Origin of the sequence: Clostridium sp. AM54-37XD (genome assembly GCF_003478225.1) — a bacterium.
Lineage (GTDB): Bacteria > Bacillota > Clostridia > Lachnospirales > Lachnospiraceae > Coprococcus > Coprococcus ammoniilyticus.
In genome coordinates, this window is record NZ_QUEV01000004.1 from 85,737 (window position 1) to 109,774 (window position 24,038).

Sequence of the window (24,038 nt, forward strand, 5' to 3'; positions counted from 1 at the left end):
TTATTATACATGGTATCCATACTTTTTTAAACCACTTCATTTATGAAATATGATCTAATTTTCTATATAATTCTGTGCACTCCGTATACGGCTCATAAAACATAATTCCATGACCTTTCTTTATCATCTTATGATCTGTATATGTTCCAAACAATTCAACCTCAGAAAATACAGGAATATCACTCTTGCGAATTCCATATAACAACGGATCAATTGATCCGGTAACTGTACAATACTGAATGATCTCTGCACGATCCCCATCATACATGGTTCCATATACCGCTGCTATCTCATTCTCATTCTTTATGATATATACATCACCAAATAGAGACTGACATTCCATTCCAAGATCCTCCAGGTAGGCTCTGTTTCGTGGTACAAAGAGATCATAGCGTTGTGCCAGTTTTTCAGAAAAGCTCTGCAACTGTTCATCTGTTATATCTTCCAACCCACAAAGCTCATAATCATTCTTCTCAGGTTTCAGATCTGTTATATTATAAAAGCCACTTTCTACCACCGGAGCAAATCCCAGTCCTTTATAATAGATCTCTTTCTCCGGCGTCAGATAAATATAATCGTAATTATTCTCTGCCGCATATGACAGTACATACTTCATTAACATCGACATAATTCCCTGTTTGCGAAATTCCGGGACTGTCGCAACTCCGACAACATAACCGCCCTTTTTATATGCTGTCACTCCTGCTGTCGTCTCAGCAAGAGTATATGGATTTAAATGCACCATGGAAATGATCTTAGAGCCATTCTTTGCCACAAAGATCTGATTCCTTATTGCTACACTTGAAAAATAATAATCCATATATGCATCCTGATCGTCAAATGACTGTTTCCAGAGTTTTCGTATCTCGTTCAAATCTTCCGCTCCGGCAATCTCTATCCTGATCGAATCAAACGATTTACGATCCATATGATCGTATCTTTCTTCATTCATACCCGAAACTACCTACTGCCTGACCGGACAGCCCTGACAACCGGCACAGCCTCCCTGATTCATTCCCATAACATCATAATCATAGTTTCCAACAGTCTCTAACAGACAGACAGCCTGTGAACTGATTCCAAGGCCTGCTCCGGTAAATCCCAGCTTTTCCTCTGTCGTAGCCTTCACATTCACCCTGTTCACCGGAAGCTCCAGACATTCTGCAATATTCTTTCTCATATCTTCTATATATGGGGCAAGCTTCGGCTGCTGTGCTATCACTGTCGCATCTATATTCTCTATAAAGAAAAAATTCTCGTCCAGAAGCTTCTTCACTTCCTTTAACAGCACCATGCTGTCTGCACCCTTATAACGGTCATCTGTATCCGGAAAATGCCTGCCGATATCTCCCAGTGCCGCTGCTCCAAGAAGCGCATCCATGATCGCATGTAGCAGAACATCTGCATCTGAATGCCCAAGCAGTCCTTTCTCATATGGAATCTCCACTCCGCCAAGGATCAACTTTCTGTCTTCTACCAATTTATGAACATCATAGCCCATTCCAACTCGCATATTTGATTTCTCCTTATTTCTTATTTACCCATCTCACCCGATGATAAAATGTTTATCCATTCTATAATAATTTATCCGTTCATAATCGACGAACTTTTCTGCAAAGAAAAAAATCGTCATGACATTCATGACGATTAAAGGTTAGTAGCGGGAGGGGGATTTGAACCCTCGACACTGCGGGTATGAACCGCATGCTCTAGCCAACTGAGCTATCCCGCCATATTTTATTTTAAATGGGACCTACAGGGCTCGAACCTGTGACCCTCTGCTTGTAAGGCAGATGCTCTCCCAGCTGAGCTAAGATCCCATTTCGTTTGTGTTCTCTGTCGAACACCTTTGCTAGTATAAGGGATATACCGATAATTGTCAAGAACTTTTTTCAACTTTTTTTAAAACTTTTTTATCTGTTAAAAATTCTACTTCCGACTACATTCGATGATTGTCGATCAGACTGATAATCAGGTTCACAATAAACAAAATTGCAGCAACCGGAATGATCACATATACAAGAATCTTAACTCCAATCACAACAAGCAATACAATCAGTGCAAGTAATAAAATAAGTCCAATTCCGATCACAACCTTCCCAAGCGTTGTAGAAAAATCAAGTTTTCCAAAGCAGACACTGGTATTTCCATTTTCATCCATTTTGACATGCCAGCCCTTTGGTGCGTCTTCTCCATCTCGGCTCACACTTCCGCGTCTGCCGCCTGTTGTCTCTGTATAAGTATAACTCTGTTCTGTCCGGTCAGCTCCTGCGGTATCAACAATCGTCTTTGCGATCAGTCGCCCGGAGCCAAGTTCCGCAACAATCTCCTCCTCAGTCTTTCCTTCTGCCAGTTTTCTCCGGAAATAAGACTCATAATATTCTATTGTTTCACAATATTTCTCATATGATACATTGCCATCCAGCCCTTCTCTGAGCTGATCCATAAATTCTTTCTTGATCATATCTATCACACTTCACCCTCGCCTGTTCATCAGACATTGAGTTTTCCTTTCTCCCGTACTGTCGCGGGCATTTTGTTTTACAATAATAAAATCATGTATTTACATATACAATGATCACATAATATTCTCCCATATCTTCAACCAGATACTTAAGTTTTTTTATAGCCGAACTGTCATAGAGAAATGACAGATCCGGTCTGTCCGTATCCATATAATAAACAATTGCTTCGAGCACATCCGAGCGTCCGATCTGCTTCGTGATCCCTTTCTTATATGCTTCAAAATCATCAAATACTGCAAATGTCTTCACATAATAATTCATATCTGTATCTGTGCAGGTACGGTAAAACTCCCGTTCCCATGTATGATTTTCGGCAAGTGTATCATCTGTCAGATTAAAATATGTGTGTTTTACATATTCACCCATATCCGGAACCGCATCATCCCAGGTCAGATCAATATTATACCATTTCCCGTCAAGTTCTATCTGATTCCATGCATGCAGATCTCCATCCGCAGTCCCTACCACAATATCACAAGGAATATCCAAACAGGTCATCAGCATAAAAAATGCCTCTGCATAGCCATCGCAGACCGCCTTATGGGATACAAGAACACCATAAGCATCATATGCATCCTGCTGTTCCTCTGGAAAGCCATATACACAGTTCTTTATCAGATAATCATGTGCTGCTTTCTCCTTATCAAAATCGCTCATCGGTTCTTTGATGCAGGTCTTGTAAAATTCTATATATGAATCATACATGGCAAGTGCTTTCTTTTTATCCGATGGTATCTCTTCATCAAAAAGCACCTTCCGGATCACATAATAATTCTCACTCCGATCAAAAGAAAGTTGAATTGCAAGATAATCGCCGGAGGACACCAGTACTCGATAGGTATCTACACTTCCAAATGCCGAATCCACATATTTATTGATATCACTTATATCCTTTATCTTTACATTTTTTACATAAAAGATATCAGAATCATTTCCATCTTCCATCGAATGCATCACATTTGTTCGTAATGCTACCATTCCGTCCACAACATCCTGACGATGAAATATATTAAAAAATGCCCATCTTCCTGTATAGAAAAGAACGATCAGCACAAGTGCCGTAATGATTCCTTTCAAAATAAAATGTCGTTTCTTCATCCAATCCATCCATTCTGACAATTTAGGTTATTTTATCATCTGTCCGCAACTGCTGTAAACCTGTAAATATCTTTTTCATAAAAATTTGATATTTACCGTGCAAAATTCTTCTGCTAATCCCTGTTTTTGTTGATTAAGCTCTCATCCTGTTGTAAAATGAAACAGTTAAAATAATTTTAGAGAAAAGAGGAACTACATTATGGCACAGCTCTGGGGTGGTCGTTTCACAAAAGAAACAGACCAGTTAGTATATAACTTTAATGCTTCGATCTCTTTTGATCAGAAGTTCTATAAACAGGATATTCGCGGAAGCATCGCGCATGTTACCATGCTTGCAGCATCCGGAATCCTTACGGAAGCAGAACGAGATCAGATCATCGACGGCTTAAACAGCATCCTTACCGATGTGGAAAACGGTACACTTGAAATCACATCCAAATATGAAGATATTCACAGCTTTGTAGAAGCAAATCTGATCGACCGTATCGGTGATACCGGTAAGAAATTACATACCGGAAGAAGCCGTAATGATCAGGTAGCTCTTGACATGAAGCTCTATGTAAGAGATGAGATCGTCGAAATTAAAGCTCTTGTGCTGGAATTAATGAACACCTTACATTCCCTGATGAAGGAACATATCCACACATATATGCCCGGATTTACACATTTACAGAAGGCGCAGCCGATCACTCTCGCCCATCACTTTGGTGCATACATGGAGATGTTCAAGCGTGATTACGGCCGTCTGTGTGATATCTATGCAAGAATGAATTACTGTCCACTGGGTTCCGGTGCTTTAGCCGGCACAACTTACCCTCTGGATCGTGAGTTAACTGCTTCCCTGCTTGATTTTGCAGGTCCTACTCTTAACAGTATGGATTCTGTTGCAGACCGTGATTACTGCATCGAATTATTATCCGCTCTTTCAACGATCATGATGCATCTGAGCCGTTTCTCAGAGGAGATCATTATCTGGAATTCAAATGAATATCAGTTTGTTGAACTGGATGACGCATACAGCACAGGAAGTTCGATCATGCCACAGAAAAAAAACCCTGATATCGCAGAGCTGGTTCGTGGTAAGACTGGACGTGTCTATGGCGCACTGACTTCTCTCCTTACCACAATGAAGGGAATTCCGCTTGCTTATAATAAGGATATGCAGGAGGATAAGGAATTTACCTTTGATGCGATCGATACCGTAAAGGGATGTATCGCATTATTTAACGGTATGATAAAAACTATGACTGTAAATAAAGGCCGTATGGAAGCATCTGCAAAGAACGGATTCACAAATGCTACGGATGCTGCCGATTATCTGGTAAACCACGGCGTTCCATTCCGTGATGCTCACGGCATCGTAGGTGAACTGGTTCTCACCTGTATCGAACGGAACATCTCGCTGGATGAGCTTCCACTAGATGACTACAAGGCAATCTGTCCGGTATTTGAAGACGACATCTATCTGGCGATCAGCATGGAAGAATGTGTTAATAAACGTAATACGATCGGTGCTCCGGGACCGGAAGCTATGAATAAGATCATCGAGATTAACGAAGCTTATCTGAAGGATCTGAATAATTAAGGAGATGAATCAGAGATGAATCGAACAACAAAAGCAAAATATGATCTGGCAGAACGAATGTTAAATGTTCACATCGAACCGGCCGAGGTTGCCATAATGAGCGATCTTCCACTCGAGGAAGTAGAAAAGCTGAAAGCAAATCTCATGAAAAACAGCGACACCGGCGGCACAACCGTTCAGGACTATATGGCAGAGCTTGCCACCGAAGCCAAATCACAGCTAGAAGCTCATAACAAGAATAAATAGAGCAAAAAAGCACAATAAATGTAAAAACTATAAAAAATATGGGAAATCACAATAACACAGATTTACCTATAAACAAATAAAGAGGTATCTATATTTTGTTCTACAGACCTTTTTCATGTCGGTTCTTAATGAACCGCGAAGCGGTGAGTTTAGCACCGCTACATAATAACTGAGACCTTACCAAGGCCATTAGCCGAGGTTAGTTCAAAGTTATACAGCGTAAAAATAGAATGAAAATGCTCTGTAGAATAAATATATAGATACCTCTTTATCATCCATATATTATCTGAGGTAGCCCTTTAGAGATTTGATCGCACTCTTTTCGATACGGCTGACCTGTGCCTGTGAAATGGCGATTTCCGATGCAACCTCGGTCTGTGTCTTTCCTTCAAAGAAACGAAGCCTTAATATATTATATTCTCTCTCATTTAATTTCTTCATTGCTTCTTTCAATGAAATATTTTCTACCCAGTTTTCTTCTTTATTCTTCTTATCACTTAACTGGTCTACGATATATAACGTATCTCCACCTTCCTGATAAACAGGCTCATACAACGAAACCGGCGTCGATATGGCATCCAGTGCTGTCGTGATATCTTCCGGTGCTACATCGATCTCCTTTGCAATTTCATCCACGGTCGGTTCCCGATCCAGCTTCTTTAACAAAGCATCCTTTGTGTAGATTGCCTTATATGCAATATCTCTTAACGACCTGGATACCCTGATACTGTTATTATCCCGCAGATACCTCCGGCATTCTCCGAGTATCATCGGAACTGCATACGTCGAAAACTTCACATCCAGACTCCGGTCAAAATTATCAATTGCTTTTATCAATCCTATGCATCCAACCTGAAACAGATCGTCAGGGTTCTCATTTGAATTCGAAAATCTCTGGATCACACTCAGAACCAGTCGCAGATTGCCCTTGATAAAGGTCTCTCTGGCAGCCATATCTCCCTGCTCGATCCTGTCAAACAATTCATTCTTTTCCTTGTCTGTCAGTAACGGAAGTCTGGCTGTATTCACACCACATATCACTACCCTGTTCAGTGCCATATCATGTTCCTCCTGCTTATGTCTGCCTGTCTGTCAAACGGATTTTTTCTTAGGCCTCATAAGAAAAGGATTTACATTTTCAGGGTAGATTATTCATTTATTTAATTCTTTCTGAACTCTAACAGTTCCAGCCCTTCATTATGCTCAAGCACCTGATTGATAACCCATTCATTTGCAAATAATAACAATGGATTACCTTTCATATCCTTCACCTTCTTAACATCGCTGACACGTTTCAGCTTTGTAAGATCTGTAGATGGATCTTTTACCCAACGGATATAGTTATAAGGGATCGGCTCTAAACGGATCTCACATCCATATTCATTCTCCAGTCTGTATTTTAATACATCAAACTGAAGAACACCTACAACACCTACGATAATCTCAGACAATCCTGCTGTAAACTCCTGAAAGATCTGAATTGCACCCTCCTGCGCGATCTGAGTAACACCCTGTACAAACTGCTTACGCTTCATCGTATTCATCTGAACAACACGACAGAAATGCTCCGGCGCAAATGTCGGGATTCCTTCGTACTGAAATTTCTTACCCGGAAATGTAAGAGTATCACCGATTGAAAATAATCCCGGATCAAATACACCGATTACATCACCCGCATATGCTTCTTCTACGATCTTACGATCCTGCGCCATAAGCTGCTGCGGCTGGGATAATTTTAATTTACGCTTGCTGGCTGCATGGTAAACCTCCATACCGGCTTCAAATTTACCTGAACAGATACGCATAAATGCGATTCTGTCACGATGCGCTTTATTCATATTTGCCTGTATCTTAAATACGAAAGCTGAAAATGGTTCTGTAACCGGATCGATCACACCCTGATCCGACATTCTTCCAAGAGGAGGTGTCGTCATTTTCAGGAAATAATTCAGGAACATATCGATACCGAATGTATTCAGTGCAGAACCAAAGAATACGGGTGAAAGCTCTCCCTTCTGAACCTTCTCGAGATCGACTTCATCGGTTGCACCGTCAACCAATTCAATTTCTTCCTTAAACTGGTCATACAGGTACGGTCCGATCAGATCCTTAAGCTCCTGATCCTCGATATGATATTGCGTCTCCGCAGCCTTCTTCGCACCACCGGTTGAGATTGCTTCAAAGGTATCGACCATCTTGGTCTCTCTGTCATAGACACCCTTAAATTCCTTACCGGAACCGATTGGCCAGTTCATCGGACAGGTACGTATTCCAAGGACATTTTCAATCTCATCTAACAATTCAAATGTATCTCTTGCATCACGATCCATCTTATTAATAAATGTAAAAATCGGGATATGACGCATTACACAGACCTTAAAAAGCTTGATCGTCTGTGCCTCTACACCCTTTGATGCATCAATAACCATAACAGCAGAATCCGCAGCCATCAGGGTTCGATATGTGTCTTCTGAGAAATCCTGGTGTCCCGGTGTATCAAGAATATTGATACAGTAGCCTTCATAATTAAACTGAAGAACGGATGAGGTAACTGATATACCTCTCTCCTTCTCAATATCCATCCAATCGGATACCGCATATTTGGAATTTGCTTTTCCTTTTACCGATCCTGCCGTATTGATTGCACCACCAAACAGGAGAAACTTCTCTGTTAAAGTCGTCTTACCGGCATCCGGGTGGGATATGATCGCAAATGTTCTTCTTTTCTTAATCTCGTTTTCGATATTCTTGTCTGCCATTTCTAATTTCCTCTTTTACTCATAATTGAATCTTTATTTTTTTTAGCCCACATCATCAACGATTGAATGTTGACCGACATTTTTTCCAATTCAGACAGAACCGAATCAAACTGCTCCAGTTCTCCTTCATCTACAATTCCATCGGAAGTGATATTGATCAGCTGCTCCGTGATATTCTCCATCTTCTGAGAAGATCCAAGAAACTGAAGGATCAGTCGATCCAGGCTATCTGCATTGATCGGTTTCACTGTCTCACGACCGATTGCACACTCCCCTGAGCAATACATATTACAAAGCTCCGGTATCTCATATACATCCGCCATCGCCAGAACTTCTTCCGGATAAGGAACTGACATGCCAAGCTCGATCCGTGATAACCGCGTCCGGTCAATATTTAAAATCTCAGCCGTCTTTTCCCGGCTGGTAAGATTTGGATTATTCTTTGATGCATTATATCTTGCGATATAATACGGATTATTCAGTGCTTTCGTAGCTTTTTTACTCATATCATGTTCCTCCAAAACTTCACTTATGTATCAGTACATAAATTTTCATCATCATATTACCACACAATCTACATTCTGAGAAGAAAAAAGAACCGACTTATCAGAAAATACAGTTTCTTCTAACAAACCTTCCTTATCTGAACAGGCACAGAGATTATATTTCCGACCTGTTTTATCTGTTATTCTGAATTCCCGGAAATAGATATTTTTCTTTTTCATCTCTGAACGATCCATAATTTTTTTCTGAGTCGGTTCTGAAAAATCAAGTCCTTTTCCTGTCATCTTACCAAATGATTCCATCCGGGTCCAGACCCGTGCAAAATATAACGCAGCCGCATCCGGATCCAACTTCTTATATTGTTCTCTGTCCGCTTCTGAAAATAACCGGTTCACGATTTTCTCCCGTCCACCCTGTATCAGCTCGATATCAATGCCACAGGACAGATCGTGCTTCGTTTCTTTATGAAAGATCAGAACTGCAACGCATCCGCTGTGACTGATATTAAATGCTATCTCAGGATGATCTGCCAGATAAACCTTGCCATGCTCCATGATCTGATAGCGACAGTCTTTCTCAGACAAATGACACTCTTTTAACGCCCGGTCAAGCAAAATTCCCGCAGCAACCGACAATTTCTTATCCTTCTCATATCGAAGCCTATTCACTTTTTCCAAACGATACTCAGACAGCTCTTCCAGATACTTTTTCATCTGCTCCTCTGTCATATCCGACACATCCGCATACCAAATCAGCATGGAAATTTTCCTTTCTATCTATTCATGTAAACCTTTTTCCAGTATAACCATATTCCGGTAAAAATCAAATTTAAAAAAACCCCACATACGAAAGTTTGAAAAACACTAACGGTTTCATACACCTCCACATGTAGGATTCTTTCATACATACTATTTATTATAACGTGCAAAGATTCGGGAAATCTCTCATATCCCTATTCACTTCGTCAATATGCAATCCCTTGTAAGAACTATCTACTGCATTATAGGCTTTCTGCATCTCTGCTGTACATGCCATCATAGATGCAGGCACGCCGACATACATATCATTGATCGAAATCTCGATCTCACCAGGATTCAATGTAATGGAATCCTCCTTCTCATTATATGGTTTATCCATCAGGATTCCTTTTACTGCCCTACTGAAATACGGCATTACATTTGGCACTGATATATATTTCTTATTCAACAAAAGTTCTTTGTAGCCATCCTTGAGCACACATAACTGCTTTTCTTCCTGAATATCATTTACAAATGCAGCAGCTACCTTCTGCATAACTTCATCCCGCCGGTCATTTGTCGGTGAACCAAACATAACATTGATATCATTCTCTGCAAGTTTCTTATCAGAAAATGCAACGGATAACATCTTCTCCGGCCCATATGCTCCGATACCGCTGAATAAACGACGATAAATCTTCTCCATCGCATCCTTGACAGGAACAACTCTTCCATTATCAATATTCGATTCATTATCTAACATCAACCGGATCAGTCCATCCTTCACCTCATTGATACGACTGTCATTTACATAATCAGTTGGAAGGAATTCATGTCTGGCTGCATTCTTTAATATATTCTTGGTTGTTACCTTACCTTCATTTGCAAGATCCTCGATTGAATTCTTCAAATCTTCTCCAAATTGGGAATAAATCTCATCCAAACGCTCTGCTCTCTGCTGCAGCCAACGAAGTGTATCACCAAACAGATCCTGTGCATCGATCTCATCCATGATCCGGTTTCGTTCTGCTGCAAGTGTCTCTTTGATACAGGCATCATAATATCCATTCTCTGTCTCACGCTTTGCAGACGGAAAAGTGAAGAAACGTTTTGCTACAATCTCACAGATAGATTCTATAATTCTGGAGTATTCACCGGATGGTGTATATTTGCTGTGAAGCTCCTGCAGCTTCTTAACCTCTGCCATCATACCTCTGGTAGAATCTGCTACACCGGCTGTTGGTGCTCCGATAATATCAATCGCTGCATACGGACCGCATACCTTGATATATCTGGCAATTACAGCATCTAAGGAATTCCACAATTTATTCTTAATGGACTTGATCATGACCGGAAGCTCTTTATCCATATTATCAAGCTTCTCACCCATATGTTCTCTGAGTCCATCTGTATGCTTCTTGATCATCTTATAGGTTGGCTTCGTAAACTGTCCAAACTGGATTAATCCGTTCACACTGAGGTTGATCTCATCCCCCGGTTCTGCATGAAGAAAATCATCCAGCTCTTTTAACGCACCCTTGATATCCGCTTCAATCTGCGGATTGTCAAATGGTGAAACAAACAAACGCTTATATGCTTTGTTAAACAGATCACTCTCACAGATATTCTCAATCTCGCGGATCGGTATCTTGTAATCTGCTTCACTGACAACCTTATAATAACAATTTGCTGTCGCAATCTCAGAATCCGAATGTTCCATCTTCCAGTTTGTCACAGAATATTTCTCATTGTCAAAGAATACATCCCGAAGCAGCTTTCTGTCATCGTTTACATCATTGTTACCGATATATTTGTTACATGCAAGTTTATATAGGAAGCTTGCTGTGTCCATCAGAACTGTACCCTCCGGCAGGTATCCCTGGCTGTCCTTCTTACCGGATACCAGCATACAGGCATCGAACAGATTCTCCCGGATCACCAGCTTGTGGGTGGTGCTTTCAAATATATATGCATCATCCTTTTCTGAAAGCTTCATATAGTAATCGACTTCTTTTAACGCAGCACAGCCATTTGCCATCATCCGGAACATTAACTCCGGATCTTCCGTTACGCTCTTGTTGCCAAATATAACATCCGGCATCAACAGGCAGCCTCCGATTCGAAGATTCGCCCACTTCTTTGCTTTTCCATACGCCCGGATATTATATGTAAGATCAGATAAGATACCGCTTCCGGTTCCGCCGGAAAGACTGGATACAATGATCACATCCATCCAATTACCATTCGCCTTATCATGAATCTCTTCCAGTCTGTCAAATAACAGCATACGGATATCTTCATAAGCATTTGAAAACATGAGTCGTCCGATCTGACGATTGCCATGCGCACCATCTTTTGTCACTGTAACATCCGGAAAGTCTGCATCCATCCAGTTTGCAAGATTCGGATGTACCGGATTTTTCTTGATTCCATCTGCAAGTATATTTTCAATATTCGGTCTGTAGATACTTAATACTTCAAGTGCATTAAAACCAACATGCTCTTTGCTGTCCTCAATTGTCTGTTCCATCTCAGGAATGTCTGAATCAATCATCAGAAAATGAATATTATCCTCCGGTATGATATCATCAACCATCATCCCCTTTAAGTTACAAACGGTTCTGCTTCCGACACCGCCAAGACCGATCACCAGCAGATTCCCATTAAACCGATCATCGTGACTGATTCTTCCAAATACGCGGATATCCCTCAGCTTGCTAAATTCTTCTTTTTGCGTATCAATAAGTATCATATACAATCTCCTTAATTATAACCATTCCCCCGGCACAGAAGCGGCTTCCGTCAATTCTGTGCAGTCTCGTTACAAATATACTAACATACATATTTATGCTAACACTATTTTATGTGATTTTCAACAAAAAACTACATATTTTTTAGAGGTTTTGCATTCTTTTTTCTATGCAATCTTAATATTCTACGCATAGCTCTTATTCTTTATGCATAAATTTTTGCGACAAAAAAGTCCATCAGACTTGCTCATTCAGAAAACAAGTCTGATGGACTTTTTCTGTCTATAAATTTCTCTAATAAAATATTATACAAAATACTTAATACCATCTTCTCATAGTAATTTTCATTACTATAAGTAAAATGTAGGCAAATTATATATTATTCATTGGTTAAATATACGACAACACCCTTGTTTGCCGGAAGGTCTACGATCAGCTTCCCATCGCGGATCTCAAGGCTTTCTCCGCCTGTACAGTCACCGCCTGCGGCTACAGAGTTTCTCTCCTGCTTATGCATTGTCTGTTCAAATTCACCGATCACACGATGCATGTTATTCATGGTATCATTCAGATTTCCAAACAGATTCCATACTGCCTGGCCGAAGTCTGCGCCTGTTTCCAGTGCTTCTAATGCCTTACGGATATCTTCTGCCTTATAGCGGATTTCACCGGAGGCTCCGACCAACTGACCGGCTTTATCAAGCAACTCATTTCGTGCATTTCCCCATGCCTTTGCTGTTGCATCATCGGTACAGGTATCCTCCTGCGCTTCTGCTGTCTGATCTATCGTCAGGAGGTTGACTGCTTTATTTGCACCAATCGGCAGATTAATCTCCATGTGTGCACCGTTATCTGCATTATTCAATGCCGTTACAACCGCACGTCCATCCAGGCATCTTGCAAATGCAAACTGTCCGGTCGTCAGATACAATTCCCGGTAGTCTCCATAGGTCAGTTCCGGAAATCTCTGTTTCAGATGTCCAAGCGTTGTATATAATGCAGGAAGCTCATCTTTTTCATCAAAATTAGCCAGATTCAGATCCGGACGCAGATTCCAGTCTGAACCATTCTCCTTATTGCCCGGTATACCGAATTCAGAACCGTAATAGATCGACGGAATTCCCGGTACGGTATATACAAGGATCGCTACATTGTACATATGCGCCTTGTTATTTAATTTACTGTAAATTCTTGCTACATCGTGGTTATCACAGAAAGTATATAACTTCTTGTCGCCTACAATGCCATTTAAACGCTTGATCGTATGCGCAATCTCAAAATAATTATGATCGTTATGTCCGGAATATAAGCCCTTATGCAGTTCATAATTTGTTACGGAGTGGAGCATATCGTTATTTGCCCATCTCGAATAATCTCCATGAATAACCTCGCCCATCAGCCAGAAATCCGGTTTCACACCATTGCAGAAGGAACGTAATTCTTTCATAAAGCCAAAATCAAGTACATCCGCAGCATCCAGACGAATTCCATCAATATCAAATTCTTCAACCCAGAACTTTACGGTTTCAAGATGATAATTCCTCACTTCCGGATTCCAGAGGTTTAATTTCGCAAGCAGATTATATCCGCCCCAGTTATCATAGGAAAATCCATCGTTATATTCGTTGTTACCCCAGAAATTCACATTGCAGTACCAATCCTTGTATCTGGAATTCTCCCGGTTCTGCTTTATATCCTGAAATGCAAAGAAATCTCTGCCTGTATGATTAAATACACCATCTACGATGACCTTTACATCATTTGCATGACAGTTCTTTACGAACTGCTTGAAGTCATCATTTGTTCCAAGTCGTCTGTCTACCAGCCGATAATCGGTTGTATCATATCCATGAGATCCGGATTCAAATAACGGTCCTATATAAATCGCATTGCATCCGATCCGCTTCGCATGCTCCGCCCATTCATTTAACTTGTCAAAATGTGCTCCTGTCTCTCCATTGTTATCATGTGGACATCCACACAATCCAAGTGGGTAAATATGATAAAATACTGCGCTGTCATACCATGCCATAGTCTTTATCTCCTTTTATCATTTTTGTATACATATTGCAAAAAGCCATACATATCACTCATGTAAAATTATACCACAAACCTGTCGTATACGCGAAACTTTTATGCAAATTCCGATTTCCTATATATTCCATATAAATTTATCTTCCTGCATTTCATTTTTTCCCGACACATAATCATAAAAACTCTGTACACAGGGAGGCTTATAAGCAGTCGCGTCACAGACCATATAATACATCCGGTCTGCCCGGGGCTTTCTTAGCTTCAGGATTTTTACCGTAAGCCGTTCTAAGAGCTTCATATAAGGAACAACAGCAATTCCAAAGTTATGCGCTACAAGGCCGGCAATTACTTCATCTTCTTCTGTCTCATAAGCAATCTGCGGTGTCTCACCTATCAAGCTATATAATTCGTTTATCACATCCCGCATACCGGAACCTTCCGCAAAATAAATCTGCGGATATTTTAATGTATCCGCAAGATCTACATTTTTCTCTTCTGCGAGCGGGTGCCCCTCCGGGGTGATTACGACAAGATCCTGTCTGCCAACCGGAAGAACAGACAGACCGCTTTCATCCACCGGTCTGGAACAGAATATAATATCGTACTGTTTCTCTTTCAGTCCATTTACTAACTCATGTGTTGTTCCTGTATGAAATGAAAACTGAACCATTTCATCCTGTAACCTTTTCCTATAATCATCAGCCAATCCCGGAACAAAGTCCATACCAAGCGGTCGGACAAACCCTAATCTTATGACACCTTCTCCATGTGCTGCCTTCTGCATCAGACGAATGCCCTGATCGAGCGTCCGGATCGTATTCTCCGCATAGACCAGAAATTCTTCTCCATACCTCGTAAGTACAGTGTTACGTCCTGTCTTTTCAAATAATAATACCCCAAGTTCTTCTTCTAACTGGTGAATCGCATGGCTTAAACTCGGCTGTGTGATGTTCAGATTCTTTGCTGCCTTCGTGTACTGCTGTTCCTTTGCCAGTTCCACGAAATATCGTATATAAAATAAATTCATCCGTTTACCTCTTTCTATCTGACTTTTGATGTTCGATTCATTTTCTGTTTTCATCCAAAAAATTTATATTTGAATCCATTATTTATATTATACTCATAGATTTTATATAGACAATATCTATAGAATTATAAAAACTATTCATTTGTTATCATTTGCATGGAGTGTTACAATACGAAACCGTGAAAGGCATATAAAAATGAAGCAAATCCGCTTACATATAATACCGAAATAATCCATTATACATATCGATATGATAAAAACAAATGAAAGGATGCAGCTTTAAAATGAATATATATATATAAAACCATATCATCCAAGAAACAGATGCTCATATGACTCGGCATATCGTGTATGGTGAAATAGCTTTGATCGTTGCCGTATGCATAAACAGCTTCGCAGTCGTTCTGATGTTATATTCCGGTGCAGGGATTTCTGCGATTTCCAGTGTTCCTTACGCCTTTTCCGAGGTGCTCCCAAAGCTCAGCTTAGGTACTTGGACCTACATCTTTCAGGGACTTCTGGTTCTCACCCTGATGATTTTACGGAAGAAATTTGTCCCTCAATATCTGTGCAGTTTTATCGTTGGTTTTTTCTTCGGGAAACTGCTTGATGTCCATGAAATGTGGATCAACATTCTTCCAACCGCTATCGGATACCGGATTCTTTATTTTATAATTAGTTATGTGCTGATCTGTATCGGTATCGCACTTTCCAACCGTTGCGGTCTGCCAATCGTTCCTACCGATCTTTTTCCACGCGAGCTGTCGCAGATCATAAAGAAGAAATATTCAATCGTTAAGATTTCTTTTGACGTCATCTGTCTGCTTACAACTGCCTGTATGACAGGCTTCTTTCTCGGTCATATCAAAGGTCTTGGGATCGGAACTATATTGGCAGCTTTTACAATGGGAAAAGGTATTGCTATCGCCGGACAGATCATTGATAAATATATGATCTTTGTCACCTATCTGTCCAGAAAGAACTAGATTTTTATATAAATATTTTGAACAAAAATAAAATTCCATGAATGGGATAACAGGGAGCCGGAAAGCTCCTGTGTTACCCCGCCATGGAATTTTTTTAACTTAAATTTGCAGTTTTATTTTACTGTGACCTTCACCCGTTTATTTACTCCATTTAATGCAGTAACATAGATATAACAGGTTCCTTTTTTCTTTGCACGGATCGTACCCTTTGCCGTTACAACAGCAACCGCTTTATTGGTACTGCTGTAGCGAAGCTTAGCACCATGCCCTTTGGATAACAGTTTCTTCTTGTTATCCTGTAAGATAAGCTTAGTTGTTATCTTTGCTGTTTTACCTTTCTTTAAGGTATACTCTGTCTTCTTGCACTGAATCTTCTTTACATTTGTATATGTCTTGTTCTTCGGCCCTGCGATATGGAGGGTCAATCCTGTAGCAATATACTGCTTCTTCCCATTTACAATACGATATGCCTTGACACGGACTCTGTATGACTGCTTCCGGTTCAGACTCTTGCCTTTATACTTACTCAGTACTGTTGCGTTCTTCTTTGCACCTGAAATCGTCTTAACAACAGTCAGCTTCTTTCTGTTACATGGAGCTGCATAGACATCATATCCCTGTGCCCCCTTAACAGCTTTCCAGGTCAGTTGGATTCCCTTCTGTGTCCATGCAACCTTCTGTTTGCTGGAAAGTGTCTGTGAATTCTTCTCAATCTGCTTCTTAGTCAGTTCCTCTACAACCGGTTTTTCCGGTTCTAACGGAGGCTCCGGCGTCTTAACAACCGTTACCATGATCTTAATCGGTGCATTCTGTAACAGCTTCTCATCAACGGTACATACCAGTTTGCTCAGATCTGTATTGTTCGTACGGACATCTGCTGTGATATCTGTACCATTCATACTCCATGCATTGATCTCGTAGCCAGCGATCACCGATGCTGTCATTGTAACCGTGCTGTCCCGATATACTTCAAGACTACCGGATCCGGCGGATACATCCTGCATAAGATCATTCTGTTTTTTGCGATCCACATGAACAGCTATTGTTCCTGTCTTTGCTCCATCTGCTGATACCAGCTCATACTGAAGTTCTACCTTTGGAATCTCCTTATAAGTAACTGCAACCTCTACATTTTTCTCAAAGCCTGTATCTGGTGCCTGAATCTTGATCTGCTTATTGTCTGTATTTTCTATATCAGAAACCGTCATATCACTGTAAGCTGCACCATCCATCATTACTGTGATCTGATCCACTTCATATCCGGTCTTCGGTGCTGCTGTCATAACGATATCCTCTGTGTGGTATCTGTCAATATAACCACCGGATACAACATCACACTCCAGTGTTCCGTTATTATCACTGTTATATGTGACAGTTGGACGATCAAGCAGAACGAGTACAACACGCATGGATTTGTTTACACTGTTAAATGAACCTTCCTTCGCATCCTTTCCGGTTGCGATCGTCTGTTCTTCTGAACCGATAAACAGCTTCCACGCAGAGATCTGATACTGCTCCGGTACATCTGCTTTCATAACAACCGGCAGATTCTTTACGATCTTTGTATCATTGCTGATCTGCACTGAATCGCTCCATGCCGTAACAACATCATCTACCTGCTGTCCCTGTTCATTTACCGCTTCAAAATGAAGTGTTTCCATCTGGAACATATTGACAACCAACTTGATCTTCATGTTCTTCTGGACGTTGGATACTACATACTGATCTCCTCCGGTTGCTGCAACTGTATAATGTATATCATCTGTATAGATTCTCCATTCTGATACAGTAACGGATTCCGGAAGATCTGCTGTAAGTGTCACCGTTGATCCCTTTGCTGCCTTGCCATCCTGAACCTGTTCTGAGACATTGATCTTACAGCCTGCAACCGATGTATCCGGATCTTCTGCGATCACTTCTGTCTCAAATGAATATGTCTCTACCGGTTCAAATTCAACGGCCACAACAGTATCTGTCTCCACATTATCGAGTGTGATCTCTGTTCCGGCAAAGATACTTCCGTCAGTATTTTTCTGGATCTTTGCTGAACCACCATGAGAAACCGTCCACTGTTTTACGACATAATTCTCATCTGGAACCGCCTGAAGCAGGATACTCTTTCCCGTAAGGACGGTCTCACCTGTATCGATCTTGCTTCCATAGCTTCCGGCCTTTACATAATATGCCTGAAGACTTCCGTTTTCCGGCTGATCGTAATTCAACTGGTAGGTCTTTGCTGCAAAGGATACACTGACATGAACACTGCTGCTCAATGCTGAAATGATCAATGTATCTCCATTTACCACATAATCAGTTCCGAGAATCAGATCATTTCCATCACTTCCTGTTACCTTCCATGCTTTGACCTTATAATTATCCTTTGGAATTGCTTTAAAGGATACCTTGCTCTGATCTGCTAATCCAGCTCCGGATGCAAATGGCTCTTTGGAGTCTCCACAATATCCTTTTATCGTTCCCTTGCCATCAGACTCATATCGGACTGTATACTGGTTCGATACGATCTGATATTTTCCTCTGTTCAGAGTGACGTTATATTTCTTCAGGAATTCTTTTACCAAATCTATATACTCACTGTCTTCTTCGGTTCCAACTGTAAGCCATGCGATTCCGGTCTGGTAAACACCTGCTGTCGAATTTTCATCTAACTTCGGCTCAGCCTCTATTGTCATCAGATCCGACAGTTTATATTTAGCTGCATCTGAATCCAGGATACCGGATTCTGTGTCATCACCCGCATATTTTACAACAACATCTGACAGGCTTAATACTTTATCTGCCGTGTCATCCTCTGATATACCATCCTTTGATGGAGCAGTAATAACGATCGGCCGTTTGCTTACGGTAAGCATCTTCATCGCATATGATTTGGTCTGACTGGTACCGTTCTGTCTGGTTATCGTCGCAACAAATGTATGCTGTCCCGGCCATTTTGGAGTAAATGTATTGCTGGCTATATTTTCCGTTACAACCTTATCATCTCCATCCACATAGGATACCTGATAAGATACAGAAGCATCTGCTGCAAGCGGTTCTGTCGTTATATTGCCGGATGTATCGTTTTCCCGTTTTCCCTGTCTGACTTCTAACTTAATGGTATTGCCATATTCCGCATTGTTTCCGGAAAGAACGTATACCGTATTATCCGTACGATCTACTACATAATAAACAGTCTGTGTATCAGTAGGATATAATGATGTATTTCCTCCATAAGATACAGTTACCGTATAATCTCCGGCTTCTTCCGGATTCCATACAACAGAAGCATTACCATTCTTATCTACATCGGTTGATATATCACGAATAGAACCGGTCCGGTTATTGAAGAAGTTTACATTTACAATTCCTGTTTTATCGATATTGACAGAAGATGTAACTGCCTCTGCAACATGGATCTGAACCGTTGTCTGATCTCCCTTTATGATATCTTCAACCTGTGTATCATATGTTTCATTTACGGTAACAACCTCACCAGGGGTAACACCATACTGCTTAGATGCTCCACTTCCCATAAGAGAAAAGGCATCATCCGTAGCGATCTTTAATTCATTAAATGTTGTAATGATCTGCTCCTGCTGGTTCTCATCTGTTACCGTCTGCTCAGTCTTGTAATAATACGTCTCATCCGCAGTCCGATCTGCTTCGGCGGATTTTGCATACATGATATAAGCATTATTTCCTTCGTATGCCTCCGGCCAGTACAGATACCAGGTTGTTCCATCAACCTCGATATACTGCTGATTTGTAGTGCCAGCAGATTCTTCTTTATATCCGGCATAAGCAGGCACATAGGACTGAACAGTACCGGCATACGCTTTTGCTGTAATTGCTCCATCTGTACCCTGTTCCAACTGATACCACTGTGTAACTGCTTCTGACATAGCATCTGTGCTGTACAACAATATCTCACCATCGGCTGTTACTGCTGTATATGCATAATAAGTCTTGCCCGCTGCCGTCTCTGTCACCTGTTCTGTCACAGGCTTTATTGTATCTGCATCAACTCCATTCCAGAGAGCGGCTGCATCACCGGTTGTTCCACTCTGGAATACATTTGGTATTACTTCATTTAATTTCACCTTTGCAGTTGCTGTTCCTGCTGTCTCATTATATTCTTCCAGTACATACCATTCATTTGTCTGGCTGTCAAAATAGATAAATTCCGGTATTACTGCATCCGGATATACAGCGGATACCACTGCACCATTCTTATACTGGACAAATGTCTCCTTCTGTGTTCCGATCGTAACCGCTACAGTCTTCGATACCGTACGTTCATTCGTAACCGTCCGTGTCTGTGTGTACTGTCCAAATGCTGTATTGGTTCCCTTATTCGCACTGTCGGACTGTGTATTGCTAATCGTTGCTGTCATCATACTGTCAGCCCTTCCAACATGCAGGATACCCGGAGCTCCATATGCATATAACCGCACACCCTTTATCAGCTCAGAAAGAACGCATCGATAAGAATTGCCATCCATATCCTCTGTGATACCATTTAACTTCAATGTACTTCCATTTATACCGGAAGCTTCTTTGTCAGTCAGGTTTACCCAGTTGACCGAACCTGCTTTTCGAACCTGCCATGCATAGGACAGACCGCCTTTTGCATTTGCAGACGGAAGTGCATCGATCACAAAGCTCGCATTACCGCCGACAACAACTCTCTGTACACTTGTCATGCTTAAGATATCCGGTTTCTCACTGTCAGCCAGTGTATGAACGGATACCTCCGGTGTGTATTCGGAGTATACAGTCTCGCCTCCGCTGTTTGTTCCAACTGAACGAAGTGCAAATTCATATTCCGTCGATGGTTTCAGTCCATCATAGGTGTAAGAAGAACTGTCACCGCTGATCGTATCTAACAGGCTGTATTTATTGGTTGTAATACCATCATTAAATACCTGATAGATCTCATATTTCTCTGCCTTCTTATAACCACTTTCCCATGCAAGCGTTACATAATCCGCGGTCACTGTATCCACACTGATATCTTCCGGTGGAGATGGCGGCTGTTCGACATTCTTTACAACAAAGCCCAGGATCGGAACATTGTTGTCGCCAAGTTTTGCCTGCCAGATACCAAATTTTGTACTGAAGCTGTACTGGGAATCCGTCGCTGGCGGGTAAGCTACCACGCCTTCCTTCGATACTGATGAATAATCAAATGTTGTCTTACCGGAGCCCCAGCCACCGCCAAGCTTGACACCACCGCCATAATTCATCTTCGCCACTTTGGCATCTATCTCACCTTCTACACCAAGTGTCAGTTCGAAGCTGTTCGTCTGGGTCATTGTTTTACTGCTCTGTGTATTGTCCGTAATATTCATAGCTACCGTTGTCTGGTCATTGACCTTATTATTGATCTCTACCCAGTTCGGATAGCCAACAAACCCCTTCATTCCAAGTGAACTGGTCGCATAAGTATCCGGACATCCCGGCGTACTGGACAGAATATCCTTCGTAATTACCTTATTCTGCAGAGTTTCATCACTTTCTGCAAATCGGTTAAAGGTATCTACATCCATGGTCGAATAGACCGGCTGCTGCTGCACTCCGACCTCCATGGTATACGATGCACTTCCATTCGCCGGTGTGATGACATATTCATACAATATAACCGGCGTTCGATAAAGTACTACCTGATTCTTCGTACCATCATTTTCAAAACTAATCGAATACTCATGGGAAAGCTCATCCTCATACGACCACTCCCAGTCATGGGTATAGGACGCCTCTGTATGGAACTGCAATGCTGAAGAACCGATGGAAAATGATGCATATGCTCCGATGGATGCCATTTTCGTCTTACTAGTTACCGTTCCTTGTCCGGATAGCTTACCATATAAGGTTTCTCCGATATTGCCATTATAATAATTATCCTGAAGCTCTCCAAAATATGGAGCAGCCTGTAATATAGCCAGAATATCTACATTACTGTATGTATATTTCTTGCTCTTAAAGGTAAATACATCTGTATCTTTATCCGCATCAACTGCTGCAATCGCCAGACAAGGAAAATCACTCATACCGACATGCCGCACCAGCTCATTTGAACTTGAATCAAAGTAACTGCCCGGTGTACAGATACCGGTTGATGAATTCTTGTTCTGTTCCTTACCGGACATGTTCACCCGGTAAAAGTACCGGTTAAAGCTCTGTTGCTTATATCCGGTCGTATATAAAACCTGCTCAATTCCCAGATCATTTTCATCAAAGTTTCCTGCCACACATCCGTCTACCCAGGTATCGGATATGATATAACCGCCGATTCCTTTATCACTGCTCTGACATACCTTGGCTGTATAGTCCTTTTTCCATGATTCATTTTCAAACTTCCAGAAAACACCATCTAAGAAAACCTGCTCCGCATCATTTCTTCCGTTTACTGCTGCACAGGTCAATGCAGGAAGCGGATGCACATTATCATCTTTATCAAAGCCTGCATTTACAAAATTACACATATCCATTACGTTTCCGCCGGATGGAATTAATGTCTCCACCTCTTCATTTGGATCGTATTTCAATATTACCAGCATATACTTTTTATTTGAACCGGATTTATCTCCATCCGGGCCATCATTATCACTGTATACACCGGCAACTACAACTTCCGGGAAGCCATCAAAATCAATATCACCTGCTGCTACAGATGCGTAACGCATATATACACTGCATGTATCCTTATCCATTACATACTTATTCATCTGCTGTGGTTTCTTGTTCTCTACCTTATAACAGGCAAATACAGAGCTTCTCTGCTGCAGCTTCTTTCCATCACTGTCATCGTGGATATTCGAATAGGAACCAACCAGAAGGATCTCATCTTTACCATCCCGATTGATATCCGAAGTTTCTATCGACATGTTGATTGTTGCTCTTGCTGTCTTACCATTATTGGTAAATTTACCTGCCATATCCGCTCCGGTATTTCCCATAAAACTACGAACCGGAATATTATCACTGATCGGCGATAAGGTGATTCCGTCCAGGATCATAATATACGGATCTCCACGTTTTGGAACATAGACTGCGATATCTTCATCTCCATCACCATCAAAATCTCCTGCCTTTAATGTAAAATAATTCTTATAGGCACTGTATTTTTCCAACTGATTATCCCGAAGCCAATCATTATCATCACCCGATCCAAGGCTGAAGGTCTTTCTTAATTCCTGACCTTTGCCGGATGCACTGTATCTTGCTACAACAAGCTGCGGATCTTTTCCCAGTGATGCGCCAACAAGTGCAACCATATTATCACGGCCGGTTCCATACGGATCATAACCGTCTACATTTACATACTTGACATCAGCTGCGCCGGATGCTGTACGGCTCTGCATAAATCCATTGTTGTTCCGTTTCGAATCCGGTCCAACATAATAGCCCTTGATATCCGAGCTTTTCGTATAGTTATACGTCTCAGCATTTCGGTTCTTTCCACTGGATCGATACCATAAAAATGCTTCCATCTTTTCATTAAATGCAGAATAGCCGGAACCGTATGGATTTTCACCGTCATTTGCATTAAATGAACTTGGTGTCGTCAGATTAAATCCATATTTATCCTTTCCGCTGTTATCTGCATTTGAGGTATCTACCTGCGTGACCGCCTGCCCCGGCGGCTCATCCGCAAGAACTCTGACCGGATTTCCAACCCCAGGAAACATACCGATCACCATCGAAATTGAAAGCATTACTGCCATCCATTTCTTTCCCCATTTTCTGTTCATGTTCTCATCATCCCTTTCTTACATAAACGTTATTCT

At 41.2% G+C, this 24,038-nt stretch carries 15 protein-coding genes and 2 tRNA genes; 3 read left to right on the plus strand and 14 right to left on the minus strand.

Going from position 1 to position 24,038, the window contains the following annotated elements; translation table 11 throughout:
• Positions 1–40: 40 nt before the first annotated feature.
• The 6 genes from DXA07_RS04945 to DXA07_RS04970 form a co-directional block, all read right to left on the minus strand.
• Positions 41–952 carry a GNAT family N-acetyltransferase gene (locus tag DXA07_RS04945; protein ID WP_118483670.1) on the minus strand — a complete coding sequence of 304 codons (912 nt, stop codon included), beginning with the start codon at positions 950–952 and terminating at the stop codon, positions 41–43.
• A gap of 12 nt (positions 953–964) precedes the next feature.
• Positions 965–1,513, minus strand: coding sequence for a 2-C-methyl-D-erythritol 2,4-cyclodiphosphate synthase (ispF, locus tag DXA07_RS04950; RefSeq protein WP_117807645.1), 549 nt, complete (start codon positions 1,511–1,513; stop codon positions 965–967).
• A gap of 145 nt (positions 1,514–1,658) precedes the next feature.
• Positions 1,659–1,732: transfer RNA gene (locus DXA07_RS04955), tRNA-Met, on the minus strand.
• Positions 1,733–1,747: 15 nt separating this feature from the next.
• Positions 1,748–1,820, minus strand: a tRNA-Val gene (locus DXA07_RS04960).
• A gap of 119 nt (positions 1,821–1,939) precedes the next feature.
• Positions 1,940–2,464, minus strand: coding sequence for a DUF1700 domain-containing protein (locus DXA07_RS04965; protein ID WP_118483819.1), 525 nt, complete (start codon positions 2,462–2,464; stop codon positions 1,940–1,942).
• 91 nt (positions 2,465–2,555) lie between these two features.
• A complete protein-coding gene (locus DXA07_RS04970) occupies positions 2,556–3,623 on the minus strand; it encodes a transglutaminase domain-containing protein (RefSeq protein WP_021943751.1) in 1,068 nt (355 codons plus the stop codon).
• Between the two features lie 199 nt (positions 3,624–3,822).
• Between DXA07_RS04970 and argH the strand changes: the two genes are divergently transcribed.
• Both argH and DXA07_RS04980 read left to right on the plus strand, forming a co-directional pair.
• A complete protein-coding gene (gene argH / locus DXA07_RS04975) occupies positions 3,823–5,208 on the plus strand; it encodes an argininosuccinate lyase (protein WP_118483673.1) in 1,386 nt (461 codons plus the stop codon).
• A gap of 15 nt (positions 5,209–5,223) precedes the next feature.
• Positions 5,224–5,454 carry a hypothetical protein gene (locus tag DXA07_RS04980; protein WP_021943749.1) on the plus strand — a complete coding sequence of 77 codons (231 nt, stop codon included), beginning with the start codon at positions 5,224–5,226 and terminating at the stop codon, positions 5,452–5,454.
• Positions 5,455–5,736: 282 nt separating this feature from the next.
• Here the strand turns inward: DXA07_RS04980 and sigG are convergent, their stop codons facing one another.
• The 7 genes from sigG to DXA07_RS05015 form a co-directional block, all read right to left on the minus strand.
• Positions 5,737–6,513 (minus strand): RNA polymerase sporulation sigma factor SigG, encoded by a 777-nt coding sequence (gene sigG / locus DXA07_RS04985; RefSeq protein WP_118483675.1) that lies wholly within the window; start codon positions 6,511–6,513, stop codon positions 5,737–5,739.
• 101 nt (positions 6,514–6,614) lie between these two features.
• On the minus strand, positions 6,615–8,213 hold the full coding sequence (locus DXA07_RS04990) for a peptide chain release factor 3 (protein ID WP_008400679.1): 1,599 nt from the start codon (positions 8,211–8,213) through the stop codon (positions 6,615–6,617).
• A gap of 2 nt (positions 8,214–8,215) precedes the next feature.
• On the minus strand, positions 8,216–8,719 hold the full coding sequence (locus DXA07_RS04995) for a helix-turn-helix transcriptional regulator (protein WP_021943746.1): 504 nt from the start codon (positions 8,717–8,719) through the stop codon (positions 8,216–8,218).
• Between the two features lie 51 nt (positions 8,720–8,770).
• The gene (locus DXA07_RS05000; protein WP_118483677.1) at positions 8,771–9,475 is read right to left on the minus strand and encodes a 4'-phosphopantetheinyl transferase superfamily protein; all 705 of its coding nucleotides are present in this window, start codon (positions 9,473–9,475) and stop codon (positions 8,771–8,773) included.
• 157 nt (positions 9,476–9,632) lie between these two features.
• Positions 9,633–12,206 carry a tubulin-like doman-containing protein gene (locus DXA07_RS05005; RefSeq protein ID WP_118483679.1) on the minus strand — a complete coding sequence of 858 codons (2,574 nt, stop codon included), beginning with the start codon at positions 12,204–12,206 and terminating at the stop codon, positions 9,633–9,635.
• A 377-nt stretch (positions 12,207–12,583) separates the two neighbouring features.
• A complete protein-coding gene (locus DXA07_RS05010) occupies positions 12,584–14,236 on the minus strand; it encodes an alpha-amylase family glycosyl hydrolase (RefSeq protein WP_118483681.1) in 1,653 nt (550 codons plus the stop codon).
• Positions 14,237–14,356: 120 nt separating this feature from the next.
• On the minus strand, positions 14,357–15,265 hold the full coding sequence (locus DXA07_RS05015; protein ID WP_117784914.1) for a LysR family transcriptional regulator: 909 nt from the start codon (positions 15,263–15,265) through the stop codon (positions 14,357–14,359).
• Between the two features lie 332 nt (positions 15,266–15,597).
• On the opposite strand from DXA07_RS05015, the gene DXA07_RS05020 reads away from it, so the two are divergent.
• A complete protein-coding gene (locus tag DXA07_RS05020) occupies positions 15,598–16,251 on the plus strand; it encodes a DUF6198 family protein (protein WP_118483683.1) in 654 nt (217 codons plus the stop codon).
• 113 nt (positions 16,252–16,364) lie between these two features.
• Here the strand turns inward: DXA07_RS05020 and DXA07_RS05025 are convergent, their stop codons facing one another.
• The gene (locus DXA07_RS05025) at positions 16,365–24,002 is read right to left on the minus strand and encodes a fibronectin type III domain-containing protein (RefSeq protein ID WP_118483685.1); all 7,638 of its coding nucleotides are present in this window, start codon (positions 24,000–24,002) and stop codon (positions 16,365–16,367) included.
• Positions 24,003–24,038: the final 36 nt, after the last annotated feature.

Bases quoted from the DNA above. Each gene is read 5' to 3' on its own strand.
- DXA07_RS04945 (WP_118483670.1), bottom strand. From the start codon at position 952: ATGAATGAAGAAAGATACGATCATATGGATCGTAAATCGTTTGATTCG.
- ispF (WP_117807645.1), bottom strand. From the start codon at position 1,513: ATGCGAGTTGGAATGGGCTATGATGTTCATAAATTGGTAGAAGACAGA.
- DXA07_RS04965 (WP_118483819.1), bottom strand. From the start codon at position 2,464: ATGATCAAGAAAGAATTTATGGATCAGCTCAGAGAAGGGCTGGATGGC.
- DXA07_RS04970 (WP_021943751.1), bottom strand. From the start codon at position 3,623: ATGAAGAAACGACATTTTATTTTGAAAGGAATCATTACGGCACTTGTG.
- argH (WP_118483673.1), top strand. From the start codon at position 3,823: ATGGCACAGCTCTGGGGTGGTCGTTTCACAAAAGAAACAGACCAGTTA.
- DXA07_RS04980 (WP_021943749.1), top strand. From the start codon at position 5,224: ATGAATCGAACAACAAAAGCAAAATATGATCTGGCAGAACGAATGTTA.
- sigG (WP_118483675.1), bottom strand. From the start codon at position 6,513: ATGGCACTGAACAGGGTAGTGATATGTGGTGTGAATACAGCCAGACTT.
- DXA07_RS04990 (WP_008400679.1), bottom strand. From the start codon at position 8,213: ATGGCAGACAAGAATATCGAAAACGAGATTAAGAAAAGAAGAACATTT.
- DXA07_RS04995 (WP_021943746.1), bottom strand. From the start codon at position 8,719: ATGAGTAAAAAAGCTACGAAAGCACTGAATAATCCGTATTATATCGCA.
- DXA07_RS05000 (WP_118483677.1), bottom strand. From the start codon at position 9,475: ATGCTGATTTGGTATGCGGATGTGTCGGATATGACAGAGGAGCAGATG.
- DXA07_RS05005 (WP_118483679.1), bottom strand. From the start codon at position 12,206: ATGATACTTATTGATACGCAAAAAGAAGAATTTAGCAAGCTGAGGGAT.
- DXA07_RS05010 (WP_118483681.1), bottom strand. From the start codon at position 14,236: ATGGCATGGTATGACAGCGCAGTATTTTATCATATTTACCCACTTGGA.
- DXA07_RS05015 (WP_117784914.1), bottom strand. From the start codon at position 15,265: ATGAATTTATTTTATATACGATATTTCGTGGAACTGGCAAAGGAACAG.
- DXA07_RS05020 (WP_118483683.1), top strand. From the start codon at position 15,598: ATGACTCGGCATATCGTGTATGGTGAAATAGCTTTGATCGTTGCCGTA.
- DXA07_RS05025 (WP_118483685.1), bottom strand. From the start codon at position 24,002: ATGAACAGAAAATGGGGAAAGAAATGGATGGCAGTAATGCTTTCAATT.